General features: G+C 67.5%; 20 protein-coding genes. 6 read left to right on the plus strand and 14 right to left on the minus strand.

From position 1 onward, the window contains the following. Positions 1-23 precede the first annotated feature (23 nt). From DAEP_RS0119635 to ppsA, 4 genes are all read left to right on the plus strand, one after another. The gene (locus DAEP_RS0119635) at positions 24-1,592 is read left to right on the plus strand and encodes a 4-hydroxyphenylacetate 3-hydroxylase N-terminal domain-containing protein (protein ID WP_027245878.1); all 1,569 of its coding nucleotides are present in this window, start codon (positions 24-26) and stop codon (positions 1,590-1,592) included. A 271-nt stretch (positions 1,593-1,863) separates the two neighbouring features. Beyond that, the gene (locus tag DAEP_RS0119640; protein ID WP_036761309.1) at positions 1,864-3,486 is read left to right on the plus strand and encodes a Na/Pi cotransporter family protein; all 1,623 of its coding nucleotides are present in this window, start codon (positions 1,864-1,866) and stop codon (positions 3,484-3,486) included. 158 nt (positions 3,487-3,644) lie between these two features. Beyond that, entirely contained in the window at positions 3,645-4,034 is a 390-nt protein-coding gene (locus DAEP_RS0119645; protein ID WP_036760909.1) for a c-type cytochrome, read from the plus strand. Between the two features lie 133 nt (positions 4,035-4,167). Further along, positions 4,168-6,549 (plus strand): phosphoenolpyruvate synthase, encoded by a 2,382-nt coding sequence (ppsA, locus tag DAEP_RS0119650; RefSeq protein ID WP_027245880.1) that lies wholly within the window; start codon positions 4,168-4,170, stop codon positions 6,547-6,549. Here the strand turns inward: ppsA and DAEP_RS0119655 are convergent. The 13 genes from DAEP_RS0119655 to DAEP_RS24090 form a co-directional block, all read right to left on the minus strand. Continuing rightward, on the minus strand, positions 6,546-7,493 hold the full coding sequence (locus tag DAEP_RS0119655) for a 1-phosphofructokinase family hexose kinase (protein WP_027245881.1): 948 nt from the start codon (positions 7,491-7,493) through the stop codon (positions 6,546-6,548). The genes ppsA and DAEP_RS0119655 overlap by 4 nt on opposite strands. Before the next feature lie 52 nt (positions 7,494-7,545). Beyond that, a complete protein-coding gene (locus tag DAEP_RS0119660) occupies positions 7,546-7,917 on the minus strand; it encodes a hypothetical protein (RefSeq protein ID WP_008558676.1) in 372 nt (123 codons plus the stop codon). A gap of 24 nt (positions 7,918-7,941) precedes the next feature. Beyond that, positions 7,942-8,451 carry a hydrolase gene (locus DAEP_RS0119665; protein ID WP_008558681.1) on the minus strand — a complete coding sequence of 170 codons (510 nt, stop codon included), beginning with the start codon at positions 8,449-8,451 and terminating at the stop codon, positions 7,942-7,944. A 77-nt stretch (positions 8,452-8,528) separates the two neighbouring features. Beyond that, entirely contained in the window at positions 8,529-9,269 is a 741-nt protein-coding gene (locus DAEP_RS0119670) for a hypothetical protein (RefSeq protein WP_154665099.1), read from the minus strand. Then, entirely contained in the window at positions 9,259-11,694 is a 2,436-nt protein-coding gene (locus DAEP_RS0119675; RefSeq protein WP_027245883.1) for a Lon protease family protein, read from the minus strand. The genes DAEP_RS0119670 and DAEP_RS0119675 overlap by 11 nt, the downstream gene beginning before the upstream one ends. A 21-nt stretch (positions 11,695-11,715) precedes the next feature. Further along, on the minus strand, positions 11,716-12,696 hold the full coding sequence (locus DAEP_RS0119680; RefSeq protein WP_027245884.1) for a zinc-dependent alcohol dehydrogenase family protein: 981 nt from the start codon (positions 12,694-12,696) through the stop codon (positions 11,716-11,718). An 83-nt stretch (positions 12,697-12,779) separates the two neighbouring features. Then, a complete protein-coding gene (locus DAEP_RS0119685) occupies positions 12,780-13,502 on the minus strand; it encodes a DUF5765 domain-containing protein (protein WP_027245885.1) in 723 nt (240 codons plus the stop codon). Positions 13,503-13,505: 3 nt separating this feature from the next. After that, the gene (locus DAEP_RS0119690) at positions 13,506-13,805 is read right to left on the minus strand and encodes a chaperone modulator CbpM (RefSeq protein WP_027245886.1); all 300 of its coding nucleotides are present in this window, start codon (positions 13,803-13,805) and stop codon (positions 13,506-13,508) included. Between the two features lie 4 nt (positions 13,806-13,809). Then, on the minus strand, positions 13,810-14,730 hold the full coding sequence (locus DAEP_RS0119695) for a DnaJ C-terminal domain-containing protein (protein ID WP_027245887.1): 921 nt from the start codon (positions 14,728-14,730) through the stop codon (positions 13,810-13,812). Positions 14,731-14,841: 111 nt separating this feature from the next. Further along, positions 14,842-16,098: a plasmid replication protein RepC gene (gene repC / locus DAEP_RS0119700; protein WP_027245888.1), complete on the minus strand. Its 1,257-nt coding sequence runs from the start codon at positions 16,096-16,098 to the stop codon at positions 14,842-14,844. A 172-nt stretch (positions 16,099-16,270) separates the two neighbouring features. After that, positions 16,271-17,287 (minus strand): plasmid partitioning protein RepB, encoded by a 1,017-nt coding sequence (gene repB / locus DAEP_RS0119705; RefSeq protein ID WP_027245889.1) that lies wholly within the window; start codon positions 17,285-17,287, stop codon positions 16,271-16,273. Next, positions 17,284-18,471, minus strand: coding sequence for a plasmid partitioning protein RepA (gene repA, locus DAEP_RS0119710; protein WP_027245890.1), 1,188 nt, complete (start codon positions 18,469-18,471; stop codon positions 17,284-17,286). The genes repB and repA overlap by 4 nt, the downstream gene beginning before the upstream one ends. A 246-nt stretch (positions 18,472-18,717) precedes the next feature. Further along, complete coding sequence (locus tag DAEP_RS24090; protein WP_008558625.1) at positions 18,718-18,879, minus strand: hypothetical protein; 162 nt, start codon at positions 18,877-18,879, stop codon at positions 18,718-18,720. A 219-nt stretch (positions 18,880-19,098) separates the two neighbouring features. On the opposite strand from DAEP_RS24090, the gene DAEP_RS0119720 reads away from it, so the two are divergent. Then, the gene (locus DAEP_RS0119720) at positions 19,099-20,334 is read left to right on the plus strand and encodes a putative DNA modification/repair radical SAM protein (RefSeq protein WP_027245891.1); all 1,236 of its coding nucleotides are present in this window, start codon (positions 19,099-19,101) and stop codon (positions 20,332-20,334) included. Then, positions 20,334-21,809 (plus strand): UdgX family uracil-DNA binding protein, encoded by a 1,476-nt coding sequence (locus tag DAEP_RS0119725; protein ID WP_027245892.1) that lies wholly within the window; start codon positions 20,334-20,336, stop codon positions 21,807-21,809. Before DAEP_RS0119720 ends, DAEP_RS0119725 begins: the two co-directional genes overlap by 1 nt. Here DAEP_RS0119725 and DAEP_RS0119730 read toward each other — a convergent pair. Further along, the coding region (locus tag DAEP_RS0119730) for a mechanosensitive ion channel family protein (protein WP_027245893.1) at positions 21,806-22,472 on the minus strand (667 nt) is incomplete at its 5' end. The two genes, DAEP_RS0119725 and DAEP_RS0119730, sit on opposite strands and share 4 nt — an antisense overlap.

Raw genomic sequence — 22,472 nt, forward strand, 5'->3', positions numbered from 1 at the left:
CGCTTCATCGGAGGAAAAAGACCATGCCCAAAGACGCCCTTCCCGGTTCCAGGACCGAGGTTTTCACCGGACAGGAGTTCTTGGAAAGCATCCAGGACAGCCGCGAAATCTATATCTATGGCGAACGTGTGAAGGACGTGACCAAGCACCCCGCCTTCCGCAATTCCGCCCGCATGGTGGCGCGCTGGTACGACAAGTTCCACGAACGCAAGGATGTGATCGGCGTGCAGGCCGACAACGGCTCGGGCAATGTCACGCACCCTTTCTTCCTGGGTTCGAAGACAAGCGGGGACCTGATAAAAAGCCGCGACGCCGTGGCCGAGCTGCAAAAGGTCTCCTACGGCTGGATGGGCCGGTCGCCTGATTACAAGGCTGCCTTCCTCGGCACCCTGGGCGCCAACAGCGGCTTTTACGGCGAATACGCCGGCAATGCGCTGAACTGGTACAACAAGACCCAGAACCGGCTGGACTACTGGAACCACGCCATCGTCAACCCGCCGATCGACCGCGACCGCGCGATCGAGGAGGTCCGCGACGTGTTCATGCATGTGGAAAAGGAAACTGACGCCGGGCTGATCGTCTCGGGGGCAAAGGTGGTTGCCACCGGGTCGGCGCTGACCCATTACAACTTCATCGCCCACTACGGCATTCCGGTGAAGGACAAGGAATTCGCGCTGATCTTCACCGCGCCGATGGACGCCGAAGGGGTCAAGCTGATTGCCCGGTCGTCCTATGAATTCAACGCCGCCGCAACCGGATCGCCGTTCGACTACCCGCTGTCCTCGCGGATGGATGAAAACGACTCGATCCTGGTCTTCGACAAGGTGCTGGTCCCCTGGGAGAACATCTTCGTCTATGGCGACACCGATAAGATCAACCAGTTCTTCCCCGCCTCGGGCTTCGTGCCGCGCTTTACCCTGCACGGGCTGACGCGGCTGTCTGTGAAGCTCGATTTCATCGCCGGGCTGTTTTCCATGGCGGTCGAGGCGACGGGGTCGAAGGATTTCCGCGGCGTGCAAACCGCGGTGGGCGAGGTGCTGGCCTGGCGCAATCTGTTCCACGGGCTGTCCGACGCCATGGTGAAATCGCCGGTCCCCTGGGAGGGCACGGACGGCTACAATCTGCCCAACACCAACGTCGGCCTCGCCTACCGCGTCTTCGCGCCGATGGCCTATGGGCGGATCAAGGAGCTGATCGAACGGCATGTGGCCTCTGGACTGATCTATCTGCCCTCCTCGGCCGCCGATTTCGAAAGCGATGCGATCCGCCCCTACCTCGACCGTTTCGTGCGCGGCTCGAATGGCTACGCGGCCATCGACCGGGTCAAGCTGCTCAAGCTGCTCTGGGACGCCATAGGCACCGAGTTCGGCGGGCGGCATGAGCTCTACGAGCGCAACTACGCGGGCAACTACGAAAATATCCGCATCGAAACCCTGCTGAACGCCACCGCCAACGGCGATCTCGCCAACCTGCAGGGCTTCGTGTCGCAATGCATGGGCGAATACGACCTGTCCGGCTGGACCGGCAAGGACCTGATCAACCCCGACGACATCAGCCTCGTCGGACGCGGAATGCTTCAGGGCTTCGGCTGATTTCCACAGGTCAAAGGGCCGCCCCGCAGACAGAGGCGGCCCTTTCTCCATCCAACAGAACCTGGTGCCGCCGGACAGCCTCCGCGGGGCCTCGGCCTTGCGCCGCAGGATGGCATGGCGGGTTTCGCGATTTCGAGGCTCGCAGCTTCCACCCTGCATCCTTCGCCCGAAACCTTTACGCCCGGCAGCGGGCGCACCGTTCAACCCCGCATCAACCGGGCGGCAGGCGCCGGAATTGCTGAGCCGCCGCAATTCTGGCACTCTGGTGCAGATGTACTGGGATGTGTTGCCGGCGCTTGGCGGCATCGGCCTCTTTCTGATCGGAATGCTGCTGCTGACCGGCGGTCTCAAGACACTTGCCGGGGCCCGCCTGCGCAGCATTCTCGGCCGCTTCACCTCCACCCCCGCCACCGGCGCGGCAACCGGCGCGGTGACCACCGCGGCGATCCAGTCCTCCAGCGCCACCACCGTCGCCGCCGTCGGCTTTGTCGCCGCCGGGCTGCTGACCTTTCCGCAGGCGCTGGGGATCATCTTCGGTGCCAACATCGGCACCACGATGACCGGCTGGCTGGTCGCCATCCTGGGCTTCAAGCTCGACCTCGGCCAGGCAATGCTGCCGGTGGTCCTGCTGGGCGCCCTGCTCGCGCTGTCCGGCAGACGCAAGGTCTCCTATCTCGGCCAGGCGCTGGCGGGCTTCAGCCTGATCTTCATCGGCATCGAGCAGATGAAATCCGGCCTCGACGCGTTTCAGGGCATCGTCACCCCCGCCGATTTTCCCCCCGACAGCTGGGCAGGCCGCCTGAAACTGGTGGCCCTCGGCGTGCTGATCACCCTGGTCACCCAATCCTCCAGCGCGGGGGTCGCCACCGCCCTGGCCGCGCTCAGCGCCGGGGCGGTGAATTTCCCGCAGGCGGCGGCGCTGGTCATCGGGATGGACGTCGGCACCACCTTCACCGCGGTTCTGGCGACGCTGGGCGGCGGCACCATGGCCCGGCGCACCGGCGTTGCGCATGTGGTCTACAACCTGATGACCGGCGCCATGGCGTTCTTCCTGCTCGGGCCGTTTGCCGCCGCGGTGGCGTATTGGCACGGGACCGCACAGCCGCTGACCGCCCTGGTCGCCTTCCACAGCCTCTTCAACCTCGTGGGCGTGATCCTGATCCTGCCCTTCGCGCGCCCCTTCGCGCGGCTGATCGAGGTTCTGATCCCGGACCGCGGCGCGGCGCTGACGCAATCGCTGGACCACCTGATCCTGCAGGACCCGGCCGCCGCCACCGCCGCCGCCAAGGCCACGGTCGACCGTCTTGCCAAGGCAGCCGTCGACTATCTCCGATCCCTCACCGGCGGCGCTGCCGCGGGCGCCAGCAGCGCCCGGCGCGACCGCCTCGCCGCCGCCGTGTCGGACACCCGTGCCTATCTCGACAGGATCGATCTGCCCGCCAGCACCAGTCCCGAGTTTGGCGCAATCAAGGGCATGTACCACATCCTCGACCATCTGGACCGGCTGCTCTACCGCTGCACCCAGACCGAACGGATCAGCGAGCTGGCGAAGGACCGGCGGCTGCGGCGGCTGACGCGGGTGCTGGCCCTGGCCACCGCCGGCTTCGAGGACGTCACCCGCCCCGAGCATTGCGAAACCACCCTGAACCGCCTCCGCCGCCTCATGCGGGCCCAGCAGCAGTCGCAACGCGACCGGCTGATTTCCGAGGCCGCGGACGGCACCCTGCCCGACGACATCGCCTGGACGCGGCTCGATGCGGTCCGCTGGCTGCACCGGGTGGCCTATCACCTGTGGCGCATGAGGGTGCATCTGAACCTGCTGGACAGCAATGCAGCCGCGGACCTCGGCACCGCGCGCGGCGACGAGGCGCGGCTGGATGCAGGCCTGGACTGAGACCCGCACCGAGGCCCGCACCGGTCCGCCGCCTGGCGGCGGCGCAGGAACTTGAGGCAGATTAAAGCCGCGCCCTGCCGCAGCCCGCTATACTCGCCCCAGCCACAGAGGCAGCCACGGGGCGGCAGAGAAGGAGAAAAGCAGTGTTCTTTCGCGCGATGATCTTGATATGTGCAGCCGCTGGCACCGCCAGCGCGCAGGAGCCGGACCCGAAGGACGGGCGGGATCTGTACCGGACCTATTGCTGGCAGTGCCATGGCCGCGAGGCCACCGGAAACGGCCCGATGGCAGAGATGCTGGCCATCGAAACACCGGACCTCACCCGCCTGGCGGCCCGCAACGGCGGCACCTTCCCGCTGGAGGCCGTCGCCCGCCAGGTCGATGGCCGCGCGCCGGTGCTCGCCCACGGCGGCGAGATGCCGCTGTTCGGCCCGGTTCTGGACTCCGACCAGCAGGTCGCGCTGGCCTTGCCCAGCGGCCAGCCGATGATGACCGGCCTGCCGCTGGCCAATCTCATCACCTATCTGCAATCGGTGCAGACCGAATAACCCGGACCTGTCCGCACTCCCGCGGATGATGCGGCGCCGGGCCTTGCCAGCCCCGCGCCGATTGAGCGGCATCAATCGGTGCGCAGCGATTCATGGCATTATGGACCGGCCCGCACAGGACCGGAGACACCAGATGCCCCACCCCGCCCCGCCCGTGATCAGCTTCGACCAGGTGAACCGCGCCGATACCGGCCTGGTCGGCGGCAAGAACGCCTCTCTGGGCGAGATGATCCAGGCGCTCGGCGCCAAGGGCATCCGCGTGCCGCCGGGGTTCGCCACCACCGCCGCGGCCTACCGCGATTACCTGTCCGCCAATAAGCTGGAGGCCCGGATCCGCCAGCAGCTCGGCGCGCTGGACGCAGGCCGGACGGACTTGCCCAAGGCGGGCAAGGCGATCCGCTCGCTGATCCTGGCCGGAAACTGGCCCGCCCGCACCGCGCAGGCGATCCTCGCTCAATACCGCAGCCTCAGCGCCGCGGCGGGACAGCCGGACCTGCCGGTCGCCGTGCGCTCCAGCGCCACCGCCGAGGATCTGCCGGAGGCCAGTTTCGCAGGCCAGCAGGAGACCTTCCTGAACGTGCGCGGCGAACAGGCGCTGCTGGAGGCCTGCCGCAAATGCTTTGCCTCGCTGTTCACCGACCGGGCGATCTCCTACCGCCGGATCCACGGCTTCGACCACATGCAGGTGGCGCTGTCGGTCGGGGTTCAGCAGATGGTGCGCGCCGATACCGGCGGCGCCGGGGTGATGTTCTCGATCGACACCGAATCCGGCTTTCCCGATGCGGTCCTGATCAACGCCGCCTGGGGCCTGGGTGAAAACGTGGTGCAGGGTGCCGTGGACCCGGACGAATACCAGGTCTTCAAACCCTTTCTCGGCACCCCCGGCCTGACCCCGATCCTGGAAAAACGGCTGGGCGCCAAGGCCGTCAAGATGATCCAGGACCGCGACGGCAGCCCGCGCAACGTGCCCGCCTCCAAGGCCGAGCGGGCGCAATACGTGCTCAGCGACGCGGAAATCCTGACCCTCGCCCGCCAGGCCAAGGTGATCGAGGACCACTATGGCTGCCCGATGGACATGGAATGGGCCCGCGACGGCGCCGGCGGCCCGATCTTCATCGTCCAGGCCCGCCCCGAAACCGTGCAGTCGCGCGCCGCCCCCGGCACCCTGCGCTCCTACGCGGTGACGGATCCGGGGCCGGTGCTGCTGACCGGGCTCAGCGTCGGCAGCGGCGCGGTCGCGGGCCGGGTGTCGATCATCGAAAGCGCCGATGACATAGGCCGCTTCGTGGACGGCTCGGTGCTGGTGACCGGCACCACCGATCCGGACTGGGTGCCGGTGATGAAACGCGCCGCCGCCATCGTGACCGACCACGGCGGCCGCACCTCCCACGCCGCCATCATCAGCCGCGAGCTGGGCCTGCCCGCCATCGTCGGCTGCGGCAACGCCACCGAGGTTCTGCACGACCAGCAGGACGTCACCGTCTCCTGCGCCGGCGGCGAACAGGGCGTGGTGACCGAAGGCCTGTCGCAGATCGCCGTCACCGAGGAGTCGCTGGCCGGCCTGCCCCGCCCCAAGACCCAGATCATGCTCAACCTCGCGAACCCCGGCGCCGCGCTGCGCTGGTGGCGGCTGCCGGTGGACGGCGTCGGGCTGGCGCGGATGGAATTCGTGATCAGCAACGCGGTGCGCGTCCACCCGATGGCGCTGGCCCGCTTCGATCAGGTGACCGACCCAAAAACCCGCGCCGCCATCGAGGCGCTGACCGCAGGCTACAACCCCAGGACCGGATACTTCGTTGACCGCCTCGCCCGCGGCCTGTCGCGCATCGCCGCCTTCTGCCACCCCAAGCCGGTGATCATCCGGATGAGCGATTTCAAAACCAACGAATATGCCGACCTCCTGGGCGGTCAAGCCTTCGAGCCCGCAGAGGAGAACCCGATGATCGGCTTCCGCGGCGCCTGCCGCTACTACTCAGATGAGTACCGCGACGGCTTCGCGCTGGAATGCCAGGCAATTGCCCGGCTGCGCGGCCAGATGGGGTTCAGGAACGTGATCGTGATGATTCCGTTCTGCCGCACCCCGGAAGAAGCCGACAAGGTGCTGGCGGTGATGGCAGAGCACGGCCTGAAACGCGGCCAGGACGGGCTGGAGGTCTACGTCATGTGCGAAATCCCCTCCAACGTCCTGCGCGCGGCGGAGTTCGCCGAACGCTTCGACGGCTTCTCCATCGGCTCCAACGACCTGACCCAGCTCACACTCGGCATCGACCGCGACTCCGGCGCGCTGGCAGACCTGTTCCGCGAGGACGACCCGGCAGTGCTGTGGATGATCGAAACGGTGATCCGCGAGGCGCACAAGGCGGGGTCCAAGGTCGGCTTCTGTGGCCAGGCGCCCAGCAACAACCCGGACTATGCCCGCCGCCTGGTGGCGTTCGGCATCGACAGCATCTCGGTCACCCCCGACAGCTTCGTCCAGGTCCTGCGCAACGCCGCCAAGGCCGAGGACGCAGGCTAGACCGCCTGTACCTCGCACTGCGGCAGCAGCGCCTCCACCGCACCGCGCTCAAACAGCGCGGTGCCTTCGGTCGCAACCGTGGCGCTGGCCGCGGCCACCCCCCAGCGCAGCGCCTGATCCAGCGCCGCGCCGCGCGACAGCGCCAGCGTCAGCGCCCCGGTAAAGGCATCCCCTGCCCCGATCTTGCTTTGCACCTCGACCAAAGGCGCGCGGCAGAAAAACCGCTGCTCCCGTGTGGCCAGAACCGAGCCTTCGGCCCCGCGCCCGCCCACCACGATCTCCGCCACGCCGCGCGCGATCAGGTCCTGGGCAAACGCCAGGCTGTCCGCAACCGACGCCAGCGGGTGCCCCGCCGCCTGCTCCGCCTCCCGCTGGTCAAGCCGCAGCAGATGCACCGGCCTGCCGGGCGCGGCCAGCAGATGCGCCAGCGCCGCCTTGGAGGTATCGACCACCAGCCTGCCCGTGCGCGGCGCAACCGCCTCCAGCACCTGATACGGGAAATCATCGGCCAGCCCCGGCGTCACGCCGCCGCTCAGCACCACATAGCCCCCCTGCGGCGCGGCCTGCGCAATCGCGCTTAGCAGCCGGGCGCCGTCCTCCGCCGTCATCGTCTCGCCCGGAACGCTGAAGCGGTATTGCTCGCCGGTGGTCTCATCGGTCACGGCAAAGCTTTGGCGGGTTTCGCCCGGCACATGGACCGCCACCGCCAGCACGTCCTCCGCCACCAGCAGCTGCAACAGCTGCTCGCCCATGGCGCCGCCGACCGCGACCAGCGCCGTCACCTCGCCGCCCAGCCTGCGGATCGCGCGGGCCGCGTTCACCCCGCCGCCGCCGGGATCCACCCGCGGTGCCTTGCAATACAGCTTGGGGCCCGCCACCACCCGCTCGATCGAGGTCGCCAGATCGACCGCCGGGTTCAATGTGATCGTCAGAATCCGGGACATCCGCTTCCTTTCCCTGGCAGCACGCAGGGCCGCCGAACCGGGCCGCGCATGGTCATTCCGTCTTCAGGATCATCGCCAGCCGCAGCACCGCCGCCAGGATCGCCTGCGACAGAACCGGCGACTGGCCCACCCCGATCGCCGCATCATTGTCGCGGGCGTCGTTCTCCCGCAAGGTGCAATGCCAGCGCCCGTGCTTGCCATAGGCGCGGCCGCGGATATGCACGTCCCAATCCGGAAAGGCGTCGTCGGCCACATGCATCGCCCCGTCCGCGGTGCTGATCCGCTGCGCCGCGTGCTCATCGTCCGGCACCGCATCCGGCAGCAGAAACGCCAGCGCATGCAGCACGCCGTCGAAATCCGCCAGGGTCAGATCCGGCTGGCTCTCCAGCCGGCCGATCAGGATTTCCAGTTCCGGGTCTTGCATAACAACCTCCCGTTGCGTGACGCGTTAAATGATCTCGGCGACGCCGATGACATAATTCTTTCCATAGGCCCGGGCGCATCTGGGGCAGGTCGTGTAAAACATGTAGATGCGCCCCGCGATCTTGCCGTCCGCTTCGGCGGCAACCTCCATGTCATGCATCCAGTCTCTGGCCCGGCGGTACGGGCCTTCGAACACCCGGGTCAGGAAGTCGCCGGTGATCTCCTTCATTTCTTCGCCGGGCACCCTTCCGGTCACCGCAAAGAAATGCTCCGCTTCCGCCTGCGACAGATCCCGGCTGAGGACCAGATAGCCCTCGGGGTCCTGCGCGCCGGCGTCGTCGATATGCTTCTGCACCCGCGCAAAGACCGTTCCCATGTTCAGCGGGATATGCAGCAGGCTGCGCGTTTTCGCGCGCACAAACGGCTTTTTCTCGAAATGCAGGTGGCGGCCGTCCCACCCCTGCGGCTTGAATCTGGGGCAGCAGCCGGTGGTGTTGTCGCTCATGTCCATCTTTGGCAGGCAATTGGTCTCCATGCCTCTCTCCTCCCGGTCTCCCGTGCCGCCGCCAGTCTAGGGCCGCTGCGGCGCGCCGAAATGATTTGCATCAATCCTCAGCCGCCGCTGCGCAGGACCAGCGGGCAGCGCGCCGCCTCCTGGATGCGGGCCGGCGGCGGCAGCCCCGCCAGCGGCGCCGCCACGATCACCGCAACCGGGCTCATATGCTCAAGCTGCCGCAGCAGCACCTCCGGCCTTGCGCACAGCCGGGTTTCCGCCACATCGCCCGGCGGCCAGGCAGGCGCGGCGGCCGGGCCGGGCTGCGCCTCCGGCGCGCAGGCCACCAGCGCCACCAGCGGCTTGCGGGCGCTGCGCGCCAGCCGCAGCGCAAAGCCCGGCACCGCCTGCCCTTCCGCCAGGATCACGGCAATGCAGCCTGACGCGGGCAGGATCGGCTTGAACCCGGAAATCAGGATATCACCCGCCGCCGCAAAGCGGCGCAGCTCCTCCTGCAGATGCCCCTCCGCCTCGCTGAACGAGCTGACCAGCGCCGCCGCCTTGGCCCGCCGCGCCAGCAGCCCCTCGAACCGCCGGGCATCCGCCTGGAACGCCCGGGCCAGCGCGCCCGCGGTCAGCCCGGTCTCCCGCTGCCCCGAGTAGGACACCACCCGCGAATGCGCATATCCCGCGGCCAGAAGCGCCGTCTCGCGGACAAACACCCCGTGCAGCTCCGCCCCCGTCTGGCGCGCCAGATCCAGCGCCAGCGCCAGCGCCGCCTCCGCATCCGGATAGCAGCTGGCGCCCAGGATCACCCTCAGACGCCCCCCCTGCCCCGCCTTTTCCGCATCACTTCGCATCGCCGCCAGCCTCCTTTGCAAAGGACTTGCGGATGTCGGCAAAGGCTTGCAGCCGGTCCTCCACCCGCCGGTTCAGGCTGCCCTCCGGATAGGTCCCGTCCGCCCCCCGCACGCCCGCCTCCAGCCCGGTCAGCACCGTCAGCCCGTCGGTCACGCTGGTCATCGGAATGACCCGGAACCGGCCCGCCTCCACCGCATCGACAACCCGCTGGCGCAGCATCAGGTTGCGCACATTGGCGGCCGGGATCAGCACCCCCTGGCGGCCGGTCAAACCGCGGCCGTCGCAGACGTCAAAGAACCCTTCGATCTTCTGGTTCACCCCGCCGATCGCCTGAATATCGCCGAACTGGTTCACTGACCCGGTGATCGCAAAGGACTGGTCCAGCGGCACCTCCGCCAGCGACGACAAGAGCGCAATCAGCTCCGCCGCCGAGGCGCTGTCGCCCTCCACCCCGCCATAGCTCTGCTCGAACACCAGGCTGGCCCACAGCGACAGCGGCGTGCGGGTGGCGTAGGTGGCCGCCAGATAACCCTGCAGGATCAGCATCCCCTTGGAATGGATCGGCCCGCCCAGTTCAGTTTCGCGTTCAATGTCCACCAGCTTGCCGGTGCCCGGCCGGGTCCGCGCCGTCAGCCGCGACGGCTTGCCGAAGCTGTAATCACCGATCTGCAGCACCGACAGCGCGTTGATCTGGCCGATGCGCGCGCCGTCCGTGTCGATCATCACCGTGCCCTGCTGGATCGTCTCCAGCCCCAGCTCCCGCACCCGCCCGGCCCGGCGCTCCTTCTCCGCCACCGCGCGTTCGATGTGCTGCGGCCCGATATGGGCGCTGCCGCCGCTCTCCGCCCAGAACTCCGCCTCGCGCAGCAGGTCCGACAGGCGGCTGAAATTCAGCGACAGCCGCCCGGCATCGCCGGTCAGACGCGTGCTTTCCCGCATCACGCTTTCAACCGCAGATTGATCCAAGGGCCGGGTTCCCGCCCGCCGCGCCAGCCGCGCAATCAGCTCCGCATAGCCCTCAACCGCGCCGCTTTCTTCCAGCCGCAGATGATCGTCGAAATCGGCCTCCAGCTTGAACAGCTGCAGGAAATCCGGGTCCAGCGCCGACAGGAGGTAGTAATGCAGCCGCTCCCCGATCAGCACCACCCGCACGCGCAAGGGCACCGGATCCGGCTCCAGCGACACCGTGGACACCAGGCTCAGCCGTTCGCCCGGCGAATAGATCGAGATCTCCCCGGTCCGCAAACAGCGCTTCAGCGCGTCCCAGGCCAGCGGCTCGCTCAGCACCTGGCGCACGTCCAGCACCAGATAGCCGCCATTGGCCCGGTGCAGCGCCCCCGGCTTGATCATGGTGAAATTGGTGATCAGCGCCCCCATCTCCGAGGCATATTCGATGCGCCCGATCAGGTTGGCCATCGTCGGCAGCTCTTCCTTGACCACCGGCGCGCCAGAGCAGCCGCTGCCGTTGGAGACCATCACATTGACCCGGTAGCGCTGGAACTGCGGCTCCTCGAACCGCTTGCTGGTCGCCACCGGAAACGGCCCCGACTCATCGTCGCTGTCGCCCATCAGGAACAGCTCGGCATTTTCCACCAGATCGTTGCGCACCGCCTTCAGATAGGTCTGGACCTCCGGCTCGGCGGCATAGGCGTCCTGCACCTCGCGGATCGCCTCATCCACCCCGCGCGCGGCCAGCTGGTAATTCAGCTGCTCCACCTGCCGCCGGTGCGCCTTCTCCCGCTTGGGCACCGATTTCAGCACATCCGAGATCCGCTGCTGCACGCTCTCGATCGCCTCTTCCAGTGCGTCGCGCTCCTCGTCGGTCAGCGCCTCGAACTCCTCCTGCGTCAGCACATTGCCGTCGCGATGCCCGGCAAAGCTGAAGCCCACCGGCGTGCGCAGAATGGCAACATTTTTTGTCCGGGCATCGTCGAATATCTCCGACATCTCGCGCTCATGCTCGGCCGAGAAATCCTCCTCGATGGTCCGCCGCCGGGTCTGGTAATCCTCCGACTCAAACAGCGCCGGAATCTGGTTCGCCAGATCATCGACCAGCGTTTCCATCATCTTGCGCAGGCGGCTGGCCGATCCGGGCGGCAGCTTGATCGCCACCGGCTTGTGCGGCATTTCGAAGTTGTTGACATAAACCCAGTCGCAGGCGACCGGCCTGTCCTTCGCGATCCCGGCCAGGATCGACTGGGCAATCGCATGGCGGCCGCTGCCGGGCTGGCCCAGGACAAAGACGTGGAAATCCTCATGCGGGACCGTTGCGCTCATCCGGATGGCATCCACCGCCCGGTCCTGCCCCAGCCACTCCTGCGCCCCGTCCAGTTCATCCGTCAGCGTGAACCGCAGCTTTGCGGATGGCAGCGCAGGCCGCAGCTCCGCCGCCGTCAAAGGGTCCGGTCCGAGGTTTCCAGCCATCGCGTTCTCCTTTCTCCGGGATCAGGGCACCAGAACCGCAGCCCCCTGCAATCGGCCCTGCCGCATGTCCTCCAGCGCCTGATTGGCGTCTTCCAGCGCATAGGCGCGGTGTTCAGTGGCGATGCCCGCCTCGGCGGCCAGCGGCAGGAACTCCTCGCCGTCCTGCCGGGTCAGATTGGCCACCGACAGAATATGCCGCTCGCCCCACAGATCGGCATAGGGAAAGGCGGGAATGTCGCTCATGTGGATGCCGCCGCAAACCACCCTGCCCCCCTTGCGCACCGCCTTCAGCGCCGCGGGCACCAGGCTGCCCGCGGGCGCAAACAGGATCGCCGCATCCAGCGGTTCCGGCGGCAGCTCATCAGACCCGCCCGCCCAGGCCGCGCCCAGGCTGCAGGCAAATTCCTGCGCTTCGCTGTCGCCCGGCTTGGTTAGCGCAAACACCTTGAGGCCCTGCCAGACCGCCAGCTGCGTCAAAATATGCGCCGCAGCGCCAAATCCGTACAGGCCGATGGTGCGGCCCGCCCCCGCCATGCGGTAGCTGCGATAGCCGATCAGCCCGGCACACAGCAGCGGCGCCAGCGCAACAGGATCGCCGCCGCCCAGCGGAAACACATAACGCGCATCCGCCACGCAGGCCTCGGCAAAGCCGCCGTTGCGGGTATAGCCGGTGAACTCCGGCGCATCGCACAGGTTCTCCTGCCCCTCCCGGCAATAGCGGCAGTGACCGCAGGTGGCCCCCAGCCAGGGCACCCCCACCCGCTGGCCAATCTCCAGCCCTTCGGTCCCCGCGCCCAGTTCCGCGATACGGCCAACGATCTCATGCCCCAGGATCAGGGGCACCTTCGGCTCGGTTAAATCACCGTCAAAGATATGCAGATCGGTGCGGCACACGCCGCAGGCCTCCACCCGGATCAGCACCTCTCCCGGCCCGGGCTCCGGCTCGGCAACCTCCTCCAGCCGCAGCGGCTGTTGTGCCTTATGGAAAACCATTGCACGCATTCTGCGTCTCCCCGCGGCCAGAATACTCCAGGTCGGCGCGGGCCGCAGTGATCAGGATCAACACCCCCTCCCCCTCCTCTCCGTCACACGCGCAGCCCCCACCAGCTGCGGGCCGAAACCGCGGCGCGCACCCAGGGGCTCAGCCCGATGCACAGGATCACGATGGAAAACAGGCACCAGACGGCGGGCATTTCATTGGGGTTGCTGGTCAGCATCCAGGCCAGCGCAGGCCCGGTGATTGCATGAACTACCACAAACCGCCACGCCCCATAGGCCAGCGGCATCAGGAACACCGCCGCCATGTAAACCGGAAATCCGGACTGCACCCCCAGCGCCCGGTCCACCGGCACCAGCAGCCCGTTATAGGGCACGTTCCACGCGATATGCCAATTCCCGGACACGGTGCACAGCACCTCGGCGCACAACGGCGCCCCCGGCGCGCATGTCCCCAGGGCGGGCAGCGGCACCAGCTGCAACAGCATGACAGCCGCGGCAGCGCAGCTCAGGCCCAGCACCCAGCCCCGGCAGCGCCGCCGGACGGCCGCAGGCACCAGTTCCAGAACAAAGGCATTGATAACAATGGGTTGAAAGGCGATATGCAGATAGGACAGCAGCGTGGTGCCCTTGTTTGCGGCCGAATTGCACTCATCAGCCGTCAGGTATCCCGCAATCTGCAGCACCTCCATCACCGTAAAGTACCCCAGCGCCCCCCAGACCGCCAAGGGCTGCCCCTGCCGCCAGCAGACCGCCGCCGCCACCGCTCCGGCAGCCGCCATCACGGCAGAGGCTTCCAGGCTCCAGCACATCCGCTAACCGTCGCCGAGGACGGCCAGCCGCCGCAGCATCTCTTCCCGCTCCGCCAGCAGGTCCAGCACCAGCGCCACCCCCGCGGTATTGACCCCCAGATCCCGGTTCAGGCGCCGCGCTTTCTTGGCGCGGGCAATGCTCAGACTATGGAACTGCCAGCTCTGGACCGAGGCCCCTTCCGGTTCCAGCACCCCATGCTCAACCAGGTCGATGATCCAGTTCCTGTCAGCCTGGCAAAACCGGCACAACTCATCCAGCGACAGGCTGACAACAACAGCAGTTTGTACGGTTGCGGGTTTCATGCGTCTATCCTCCGATACCAGCACGCGGGTTGAACGGCACCTCCCGGGCCATCTGTTCGAAGACCCTGCGCGCTTCCTCCGTTGTCACCTTGGGGTTCACGATCCTCAGCGTGGCATAGATGTCTCCGGGCGGCATGCCCGGCAGCCCCTTGCCCTTCAGCCGCAGCTTCTGGCCCGAGCGGGCATTTGCAGGCACCGTCAGTGCAACCTTGCCATCCGGCGTGGGCATCATCACCTTGCCGCCCAACGCCGCCTCCCAGGGGGCCACCGGCAGGTCCAGATACAGATCCCGGCCGTCCGCCCGGTAGACCGGATGCGGGGCGAAGCTCACCTCCAGAAACAGATCCCCCGGCACCCCTCCGCCCAGCGGCGCCAGGCCCTGGCCCGGCAGCCGGATGTGCTGGCCCTCAAGGATGCCTTTCGGGACATGCACCGTGATGCTGCGGTCCTGCAGATGCACCGACCCGTCCGCAGCCGCCTGCGGCACCCGCAGCGTCAGCACCCGGGTTGCGCCGCGGTAGGCGTCCTCGATGTCCAGCTGCAGGCGGGCGTGCTGATCAGCGCCGGAGCCGCCAAACGGCTGCCCCCGGCGCCGGAAGAGGGATTCGAAGAAGTCGCTGAAGGCCTCGGCACCTTCCGGTCCGCCGCCGGTGAATTCGAAACCGCCTTCCCATCCCGGCGGCGGGCGGAAGCCGCCTTCGGGTCCTGGACCGGGTTTGCCCAGCTGGTCATAGGCGGCGCGGCGTTCCGGGTCTTTGAGCACTTCGTAGGCTTCGTTCACATCCTTGAACATCGCCTCGGCCTCGGGACTGGCGTTGATGTCCGGGTGGTATTTGCGCGCCAGTTTGCGGAAGGCGCGCTTGATTTCGCCGGGTTCGGCATCCGGTGCGATGCCGAGAATTTTGTAGTAGTCCCTGTATTCCATGCCACAGCTCTCCCCGCGCCAGTGCGTCCGCAGTGTGCCATGGCGGAGGCGGCGGCGGGTTGATCCGGATCATAGCGGCCGGGTCCGCGGCGGGGAGTTCACAGCTGTGAACTATGCGACCGCCCCGCGGCGGGTGAGGGCCAGGACCATGGGCGCGCTGGTGAAGCGTCCGGACACCGCCTTGGCGCTGAGGTGCCGGAGATAGCCGCTGGGCGAGCGGATCTCGGAGAACCGTTCGAGCATGGCGGCAACCACGGTTGCGGCTTCTGCCGTGCCCATGGCGGTTTTGGCGTCTTCCCAGACCGTGGCGGAAATCCCCATCATCGGGCGCACGGTATCGGCGGCGCGCAGGAGGTCTCCCCAGTGGCGGATGGCGCCATCGGCGTAACCGCGGATCTCGCCGCAGGCGGAGAGGATCAGGCGGAGCGGCAGGCTTGGGCCGCTGGGGGCAGGAGCCTCAGCCGCTTGAGGCGGGGTTTCGCGGTGCACGGGCCTTTCTGCTGCGGGGTTCTCAGCATACCCGGTGTCATCTTTCGATTCCGTATCCGCAGCGTGCGCTGCCGTAACGGTCTGTTCAGATTCAAATAAGTCTTTCTTTGAATTCTGATAGTGGTGCTCAATTTGGGCGTCACTGGTGCCCGGTTTTTCTGCAAAGGCAGGCTCTAACAGGCGTTTCGTCTCAGCCAGGGCGGCGGCGAGGCGGGTTTTCAGGGCTTCCAGATCCTCCGCGTCAAGCTTGCGGCGCAGGTCGCGGGCGGTCAGGTGGGCGAGGTCGTGGAACTGGTCCCAGACGGTCAGCTCCGGCCGGTCCGCAGCGCCGCAGAGGGCGAGGTTCAACAGGTCGCGGCGCATCAGGCTGACGGTCTCGCGCAGCTGCTTGATGCGGGCCTCCTCAGCGCGCTGCGCCGCTGCCGCGTCCGAGAACTCGGCAAATCGGACGGCGAGGGGGGCGAGGTCGAAACCATAGGCCACCCGCTCCCCCTGGTAGCGGCGCACGTAGCGCTTACCGTTGGGGCTGTCGCGGCGGAACAGGAGACCGGCGGCAACCAGCTTGGCCATGTGGCGGCGCATGGTGGAGCCGGGCATCCCGTTCAGCCGTTCGCAGATCGCGCGGTTGGAGGGATGCACGACGGTGACGCCGGGCTGCGGCTCAATATCTTTGCCGGGCAGGAAGCTGAGCAGCGCTTGCAGCACCGAGAGGTCGCGGTCGTTGAGACCATAGGTCTTGCGGGCCGCGGCGAGTTCGCGCAGCGCGTCCCATTTGCTGACGGCGCTGAGCATAGAAGCTCCGTCAGCGGCGGCCTGCTGGTGTTTCAGCAGGACAGCATCCACCGTTCGCCCGAAAGGCGTGAGGGGCATATATCCCATGTCATCATCACGAAAGACAAAAAAACAGCGGCCCGCGAATCGCTTTGGACTTGCGGTTATCGGCTCCGGCCACTAACTTGAAGGTGCTAGAAACAAGTTGGTCTCGTGGAGCGTCGTCTTTGCGGGGCCTTCTTTTTTGCCTGCTCTGTGCCTCCTAAGTTATTGTTATCTATTATTCTTCGCCGCGCGACTGCCAGCGCGCGTGAAGCTCTTCTATGACGTTCTGCGCCTCGGCTTCGAGCCAGTCGGCAAAGCCGCCGCCGGGAAGTTCCAGGCTGAGGCCCTTGGCGGTGCGGCGCAGGGTGGCGCTGCGGCGGCCATCGACGGTGAGCGGCTGGGTGAGGGTGCGGGCCTTTTTCGCCGGTTTGGCGGCGTGGGCCGGGGCTGGGGCCACGGCGCTGAACACCGCCTCAAACGCCATCACAGACGGGTCGCCGGGCGCGGCGTCCGAGCCTTCGGTCACCGCGTCCACGGTAAAACGGGTGTATTCCTTTTCGGCGATGCGGATCAGCGCGTCTCGGTCGGCGCCGGTTTCCTCAATCGCCTTGGCCAGCGCGTCCCAGCGGGGGCGGCCGATGCCCTGGGCCGGGCCGATGGCGCGGATCAGATCGGGACCGATGGCCTCGGCAATGGCGATGGCCATGGAGACGGAGGATTTGGTGACGGTCAGCACCTCGGCGACCTGCGACTGGTTGCCAAAGCCGTTTTCGACCAGCTCCTGCGCGAACAGCGCCTTTTCGATGAAGGAGAGGTCGCGCCGGGCCATGTTTTCCGAAATCTGGGCGCGCACGGCGGCGTCATCATCCAGGCTGGCGACCAGGGCGCGGACCTTGGTGACCTTGTCGGAGGCGCGGATCGCCTCCAGCCGGCGGCGGCCGTAGACCAAGAGGTAGCGGTCGGCCTCGGTGGGGTGGCGGCGCACCAGGATCGGCACGGTCTGGCCGTTCGCCTCGATCGCGTCGCGCAGGTCGATCACGTCCGCCGGGTCGAGCCGGTCGTGAATACGCGTGTCCTCGATCTGATGCGGTTCCAGATCCCAGACCCGGTGCGAATCCACCGCGTCGCGGGCGGAGCGCAGGGCGCGGTTGCTGGACATCATCGAGGCCGCCGGGGCAGGGGCAGCCATCGGCGCCCCGGCAGCGGCCAGGCTGTCGAGCATCGAGAGGCGGGATTTCTTGCTGCTGGTCATGAGCGCCCCCAGGTTTCCTGAATGAGCTGGCTGATTTCGTCGTTCACCGCGTTCAGGCTTTCGACCGCGCGGTCATAGGTGGAACGGGTGAAGGCGCTGCGTTCGACCTCGTACAGGGTCTGTTTCGTGAGGCCCGCGTCGGAAATCGCGGTGGATTTCAGCATCGGCGCGTTCAGCACCTTGTCGCCGTACATGGTGCGCAGGAAAGCGACGATGCGGTTCTGCGGCGCGTCCGAGGGTTCGTAGCGGGTCAGCAGATAGCGCATCCAGTCGTGGCTCATGTCGGCGCCGCTTTGCGCGATCACGTCCATCAGGTCGGCGGTCATGCGCAGGAATTGCGACATCGACATCACGTCGAGCATTTCCGGGTGGATGGTGACCAGCACGCCGGTGGCGGCGGAAAGTGCCGACATGGTGAGGAAGCCGAGCTGCGGCGGGCAGTCGATCACCACCACGTCATAATCGGAATCGACCTGTGTCAGAGCCTCTTTGACCCGGAAGAAGAACAAGCCGGCGCTGCCCTGCGCGAGGGCGCGGGGGGTGTCGTGCTCGAACTCCATCAGTTCGAGGTTGCCGGGGATCAGGTCGAGATTCGGGATATAGGTCTTGCGGATCACCGAGGCGATCGGCGCCGGGTCGTCATAGCGGATGGCGTCGTATAGCGTGCCGCCGTCCTTGAGGTCGAACTCCGGCTGGACGCCGTGCAGGGCGGTCAGCGATGCCTGCGGGTCGAGGTCGATGGCCAGCACCCGGTAGCCCTTGAGCGCGAGGCGCTGCGCCAGATGGGCGGAGGTTGTGGTCTTGCCGGAGCCGCCCTTGAAATTCATCACGCCGATGATCTGCATGTGGTCGCCATCGCGCCGCCCGGGCAGGTAGTCGCCGGGCTTGCGGGCGGTTTTCTCCAGCAGTTTGCGCAGGTCCTGGATGTCCTCGGCGGAGTACTGGCGGCGGTTGCCGGCCGTCAGCTCGGGCGAGGGGCCCTTGCCGTCCAGATGCAGCTTGCGCAGGTAGGAATCATTGACCCCGAGCAGGGCCGCGGCCTCGCCCGAGGTGAATTTGCGCATGGTCTTGGAGGCGTTCGGGGGGAACAGGCTTTCGCGCTGCGCGTGCAGCTGGGCCGCAATCCATTCGGAATGCTGGCGGATCACCGCATTGAGATCCTCAGGTGTGTATGTATGATCCATCTGCCCTTGTGCCTGCAATCTGCGCCGCTCTGCCTTTTACCCGTGTCTTTGCCGACTGGCGTGTTCACGGAAATTGGCGTTTACCGCCTCTTTTCCGTGACTATTGGCCAAAGAGCGGGATTCGTGCAAGCGTTTTCTATAGTTGGCAGGTTCAGGGGATCGGCCGGCAGGGGCCGGGCGCCGGGCCGCGAACCGGGTTCGCGGCGGCGCCCTGGGCCGGAAACGGTGCCGCGCGGGGCGGCAGGGTTAGTCCTCGTCTTTGTCCTGGTCCTTGGATCCGGACTTTTCGGATTTCGGATCGGTGTGGTCCGGGTCGCCTTTTTCGCCGGGCCGGTTTTTCAGCGGGTGGTGCTGTTCCGACCCCTTCAGACCTTCGATAACATCGTGTTTGGGCTGCTGCTTGGTCATGGGATCCTCCTTGTGACTGGCCGGCCGCCGGGCTGCCGCGGGACGGGCGGGCATCCGGGCGGGCGGCAAAGGGTCAACGCGGGGCGGCGGCAATGGTTCCCGGCGGCGGCCCCGGTGACGCCGCCGGCCCGTCCGCGCCGGCACCGGTTTCCGGCGGATTTCCGGTCAGGGCAGGGGGGCGGGCTTGCCAATCCGGGAATGAGAACATTATAAGAACATATGTCCAAGATGAGTGTTCAAGACAAGCTCGCGATTCTGAGCGATGCGGCCAAATACGACGCCTCCTGCGCCTCCTCGGGGTCCAGCAAGCGCGACTCGCGCGATGGCAAGGGGCTGGGGTCGAACACCGGGGCGGGGATCTGCCATGCCTATGCGCCGGACGGGCGCTGCATCAGCCTGCTGAAGATCCTGATGACCAATTTCTGCATCTATGACTGCGCCTATTGCATCAACCGGGTGTCGTCGAACGTGCCGCGGGCGCGGTTCACCCCGGATGAGGTGGTCAAGCTGACGGTGGAGTTCTACCGGCGCAATTATATCGAGGGGCTGTTCCTGTCGTCGGGCATCATCCGCTCGCCCGATGCCACGATGTCGGACATGGTGCAGATCGCGCGCAAGCTGCGGGAGGAGGAGAACTTCCGCGGCTATATCCATCTGAAGACGATCCCCGACGCGGCGCCGGAGCTGATTGCCGAGGCCGGGCGGCTGGCGGACCGGCTGTCGATCAACGTGGAGCTGCCGACCGATGCCTCGGTGCGCCAGCACGCGCCCGAGAAGAAGCCGGAGCAGATCCGCAAGGCAATGGCCGATGTGCGGCTGCGCGGCGAGGCCGCCAAGGACCGCAGCCATACCGGCAAGCGGCCGCCGCGGTTTGCGCCCGCCGGGCAGTCGACGCAGGTGATCGTGGGGGCCGATGGCTCCAGCGATGCGGTGATCCTGGGGCAGTCCACCCGGCTGTATGGCAGTTACGGGCTGCGCAGGGTCTATTATTCGGCGTTTTCGCCGATCCCCGATGCCTCGGCCCGGCTGCCGCTGGTCAGCCCGCCGCTGGTGCGCGAGCACCGGCTGTATCAGGCGGACTGGCTGCTGCGGTTTTACGGCTTTGGCCTGGAGGAGATCACCAGCGCGGCGCCGGACGGCAACCTGGATCTGGAGATCGACCCCAAGCTGGCCTGGGCGCTGGCGCACCGGGGGCTGTTTCCGCTGGATGTGAACCGGGCCAGCCGCGAGGAGCTGCTGCGGGTGCCGGGGTTCGGGGTCCGGACCGTGAACCGGATCCTCAGCACCCGGCGGCACCGCGCCCTGCGCTATGAGGATCTGCAGCGGATGGGGGCGCTGCTGAAGAAGGCGCGCCCGTTCATCACCGCCGTGGGCTGGACCCCCGGGGCGCTGGCGGACACCGCCGATCTGCGGGCGCGGTTCGCGCCGCCGCCCGAGCAGCTGAGCCTGTTCTGATGCAGGTGGTGCGCCTGCCCGCGATCGGCACCGCGGCTGCCTGGCGGGACGCCGCGCGCGGTTATCTGAGCGCCGGGGTGCCGCCTGAGGATTTGCGCTGGCACTGCGGTGAAGAGGCTGATGCGGGGCTGTTTGACACCGCTGCACAGCCGCCCGCGCCTGCGCGGCCCGTTGCGGTGCCGCGCAGTTTCGTGAGCCTGGCGGAAAGTGTCACCTGGCATTCGGATCCGGCGCGGTTTGACCGGCTGTATGCGTTCTTGTGGCGGCTGAAGGACGCGCCGCAGCTGATGAGCGACCGGGGCGATGCGCAGCTGGCGCATCTGCGGCGGATGGAAAAGGCGGTGCACCGCTGCCAGCACAAGATGAAGGCCTTTGTCCGGTTCCGCGAAACCGGCAGCCCGGAGGCGGCGCGGCGCAGCTTTGCCGCCTGGTTCGAGCCGGAGCACCGCACGGTCGAGCCGACGGCGCCGTTCTTTGCCCGCCGGTTCGGGGACATGGACTGGCGCATCCTGACGCCGGATGTCTGTGCGGTGTTCGAGGGCGGCGTGCTGCGGTTTGAGCCGGGCGCGCCCAAGCCCGGCCTGCCGGAGGATGCGAGCGAGGGGCTGTGGCTGACCTACTTCCGCAACATCTTCAACCCGGCGCGGCTGAAGGTGAAGGCGATGCAGTCGGAGATGCCGAAGAAATACTGGCGCAACCTGCCGGAGGCGGCGGCGATACCGGAGCTGATCGCCACCGCGCCTGCGCGGGCGCGGGCGATGGCAGAGGCGGCGCCGACGCTGCCGCCTGCCCGCACCGCGCGGGTGCAGGCGGCGGCGGAGCAGGCCGCAGCGGAGCATTGGGCCGGGCCGCAGGACGGTCTGGCGGCGGCGCTGGCGGGCTGCACCCGCTGCCCGCTGCATTGCGCCGCCACCCAGGCGGTGCCGGGCGAAGGCCCGCAGGATGCCGCGCTGATGCTGGTGGGCGAGCAGCCGGGCGACCGCGAGGATCTGACCGGGCGGCCCTTCGTTGGTCCTGCCGGGCAGCTTCTGGATGCGGTTGCCGCCGAAGCCGGGGTGGCGCGGGAGGCGGTGTATCTGACCAATGCGGTGAAGCATTTCAAGTTCCGCCCCCAGGGCCGCCGCCGCATGCATCAGCGCCCGGATGCGGGCGAGGTGCAGCGCTGCCGGTGGTGGCTGGACGCCGAAGTCAAACTGGTGCGGCCGCGGCTGATCGTGGCGATGGGCGCCACGGCGGCGCTGGCGCTGACCGGCCGCGGCGAGCAGCTTATGGCGCGGCGCGGCACGGTGGAAACCAGCCGCCAGGGGGTGCCGGTGCTGCTGACGCTGCATCCGGCGCATATCCTGCGCACGCCGGACCCCGCCGCTCAGGCCCGCCTGCGCGGGCTGCTGCGCAGCGACCTGGCGGCGGCGCGGGAGCGTGCCGGGCTGGCGGATGCGGCAGCACAGGCGGGGCTGGCGGGGCAGGGGGCTTAGGCGGCCTCGGCCGGGCGGACCTCGGGGAAGATGTCGATGCCGCGTTCCTCGGCAATCCGGTTGCCGGCTGCAATGATCATCTCGCGGGCCTTGCAGGCGGCATCCCAGGAGGTGTTGGGATCGGCGCAGGGCAGGGCGAACCAGACGTCCTTGCCGAACACATCCTGGCCGGCCACCCGCACCTTGGCGTCCTCGGGGTCGCCCAGCTCGTCCTTGTCCAGCTTGCTGACGATATCGTCAAACGCCTCGCGCAGCGCGTCCACATCGGCGTTATGGGCGCATTTCAGCTTGATGATGCGCAGCATCTTCGGCTCTTTCATCGTCCAGTTCTCAAACGGGGTGGAGATGAATTCCTCCACCGGCACGATCAGGCGGGTACCGTCCCAGTCGCGCAGCTGCACGTAGGTGAAATTGATCCGCTCCACGTGGCAGAGGTAGTCGTTGTAGACGATCCGGTCGCCGATCTTGGCGGACTGATTGAGCGCGATCTGCAGCGAGGCGATGATATTGCCCAGCACCCGGCGGGCGGCGAAGCCCAGGATCAGCGTCAGGGCACCGGCGGTGCCCAGAATGGTAAAGCCGAGGTTCTGGAAGATGTTGCTCTGGCTCAGGAAGATACCGCCGCCGATCAGCACCGCGGCGACCACGAAGGCGCGGCGGGCG

Source organism: Leisingera daeponensis DSM 23529, from assembly GCF_000473145.1.
Classification (GTDB): domain Bacteria; phylum Pseudomonadota; class Alphaproteobacteria; order Rhodobacterales; family Rhodobacteraceae; genus Leisingera; species Leisingera daeponensis.

Bases quoted from the DNA above. Each gene is read 5' to 3' on its own strand.
- DAEP_RS0119655 (WP_027245881.1), bottom strand. From the start codon at position 7,493: ATGTCCCGGATTCTGACGATCACATTGAACCCGGCGGTCGATCTGGCG.
- DAEP_RS0119645 (WP_036760909.1), top strand. From the start codon at position 3,645: ATGATCTTGATATGTGCAGCCGCTGGCACCGCCAGCGCGCAGGAGCCG.
- repB (WP_027245889.1), bottom strand. From the start codon at position 17,287: ATGACCAGCAGCAAGAAATCCCGCCTCTCGATGCTCGACAGCCTGGCC.
- DAEP_RS0119670 (WP_154665099.1), bottom strand. From the start codon at position 9,269: ATGCGAAGTGATGCGGAAAAGGCGGGGCAGGGGGGGCGTCTGAGGGTG.
- DAEP_RS0119680 (WP_027245884.1), bottom strand. From the start codon at position 12,696: ATGCGTGCAATGGTTTTCCATAAGGCACAACAGCCGCTGCGGCTGGAG.
- DAEP_RS0119635 (WP_027245878.1), top strand. From the start codon at position 24: ATGCCCAAAGACGCCCTTCCCGGTTCCAGGACCGAGGTTTTCACCGGA.
- DAEP_RS0119640 (WP_036761309.1), top strand. From the start codon at position 1,864: ATGTACTGGGATGTGTTGCCGGCGCTTGGCGGCATCGGCCTCTTTCTG.
- repA (WP_027245890.1), bottom strand. From the start codon at position 18,471: ATGGATCATACATACACACCTGAGGATCTCAATGCGGTGATCCGCCAG.
- DAEP_RS24090 (WP_008558625.1), bottom strand. From the start codon at position 18,879: ATGACCAAGCAGCAGCCCAAACACGATGTTATCGAAGGTCTGAAGGGG.
- DAEP_RS0119660 (WP_008558676.1), bottom strand. From the start codon at position 7,917: ATGCAAGACCCGGAACTGGAAATCCTGATCGGCCGGCTGGAGAGCCAG.
- repC (WP_027245888.1), bottom strand. From the start codon at position 16,098: ATGGGATATATGCCCCTCACGCCTTTCGGGCGAACGGTGGATGCTGTC.
- DAEP_RS0119685 (WP_027245885.1), bottom strand. From the start codon at position 13,502: ATGTGCTGGAGCCTGGAAGCCTCTGCCGTGATGGCGGCTGCCGGAGCG.
- DAEP_RS0119675 (WP_027245883.1), bottom strand. From the start codon at position 11,694: ATGGCTGGAAACCTCGGACCGGACCCTTTGACGGCGGCGGAGCTGCGG.
- DAEP_RS0119725 (WP_027245892.1), top strand. From the start codon at position 20,334: ATGCAGGTGGTGCGCCTGCCCGCGATCGGCACCGCGGCTGCCTGGCGG.
- DAEP_RS0119665 (WP_008558681.1), bottom strand. From the start codon at position 8,451: ATGGAGACCAATTGCCTGCCAAAGATGGACATGAGCGACAACACCACC.
- DAEP_RS0119720 (WP_027245891.1), top strand. From the start codon at position 19,099: ATGTCCAAGATGAGTGTTCAAGACAAGCTCGCGATTCTGAGCGATGCG.
- ppsA (WP_027245880.1), top strand. From the start codon at position 4,168: ATGCCCCACCCCGCCCCGCCCGTGATCAGCTTCGACCAGGTGAACCGC.
- DAEP_RS0119690 (WP_027245886.1), bottom strand. From the start codon at position 13,805: ATGAAACCCGCAACCGTACAAACTGCTGTTGTTGTCAGCCTGTCGCTG.
- DAEP_RS0119695 (WP_027245887.1), bottom strand. From the start codon at position 14,730: ATGGAATACAGGGACTACTACAAAATTCTCGGCATCGCACCGGATGCC.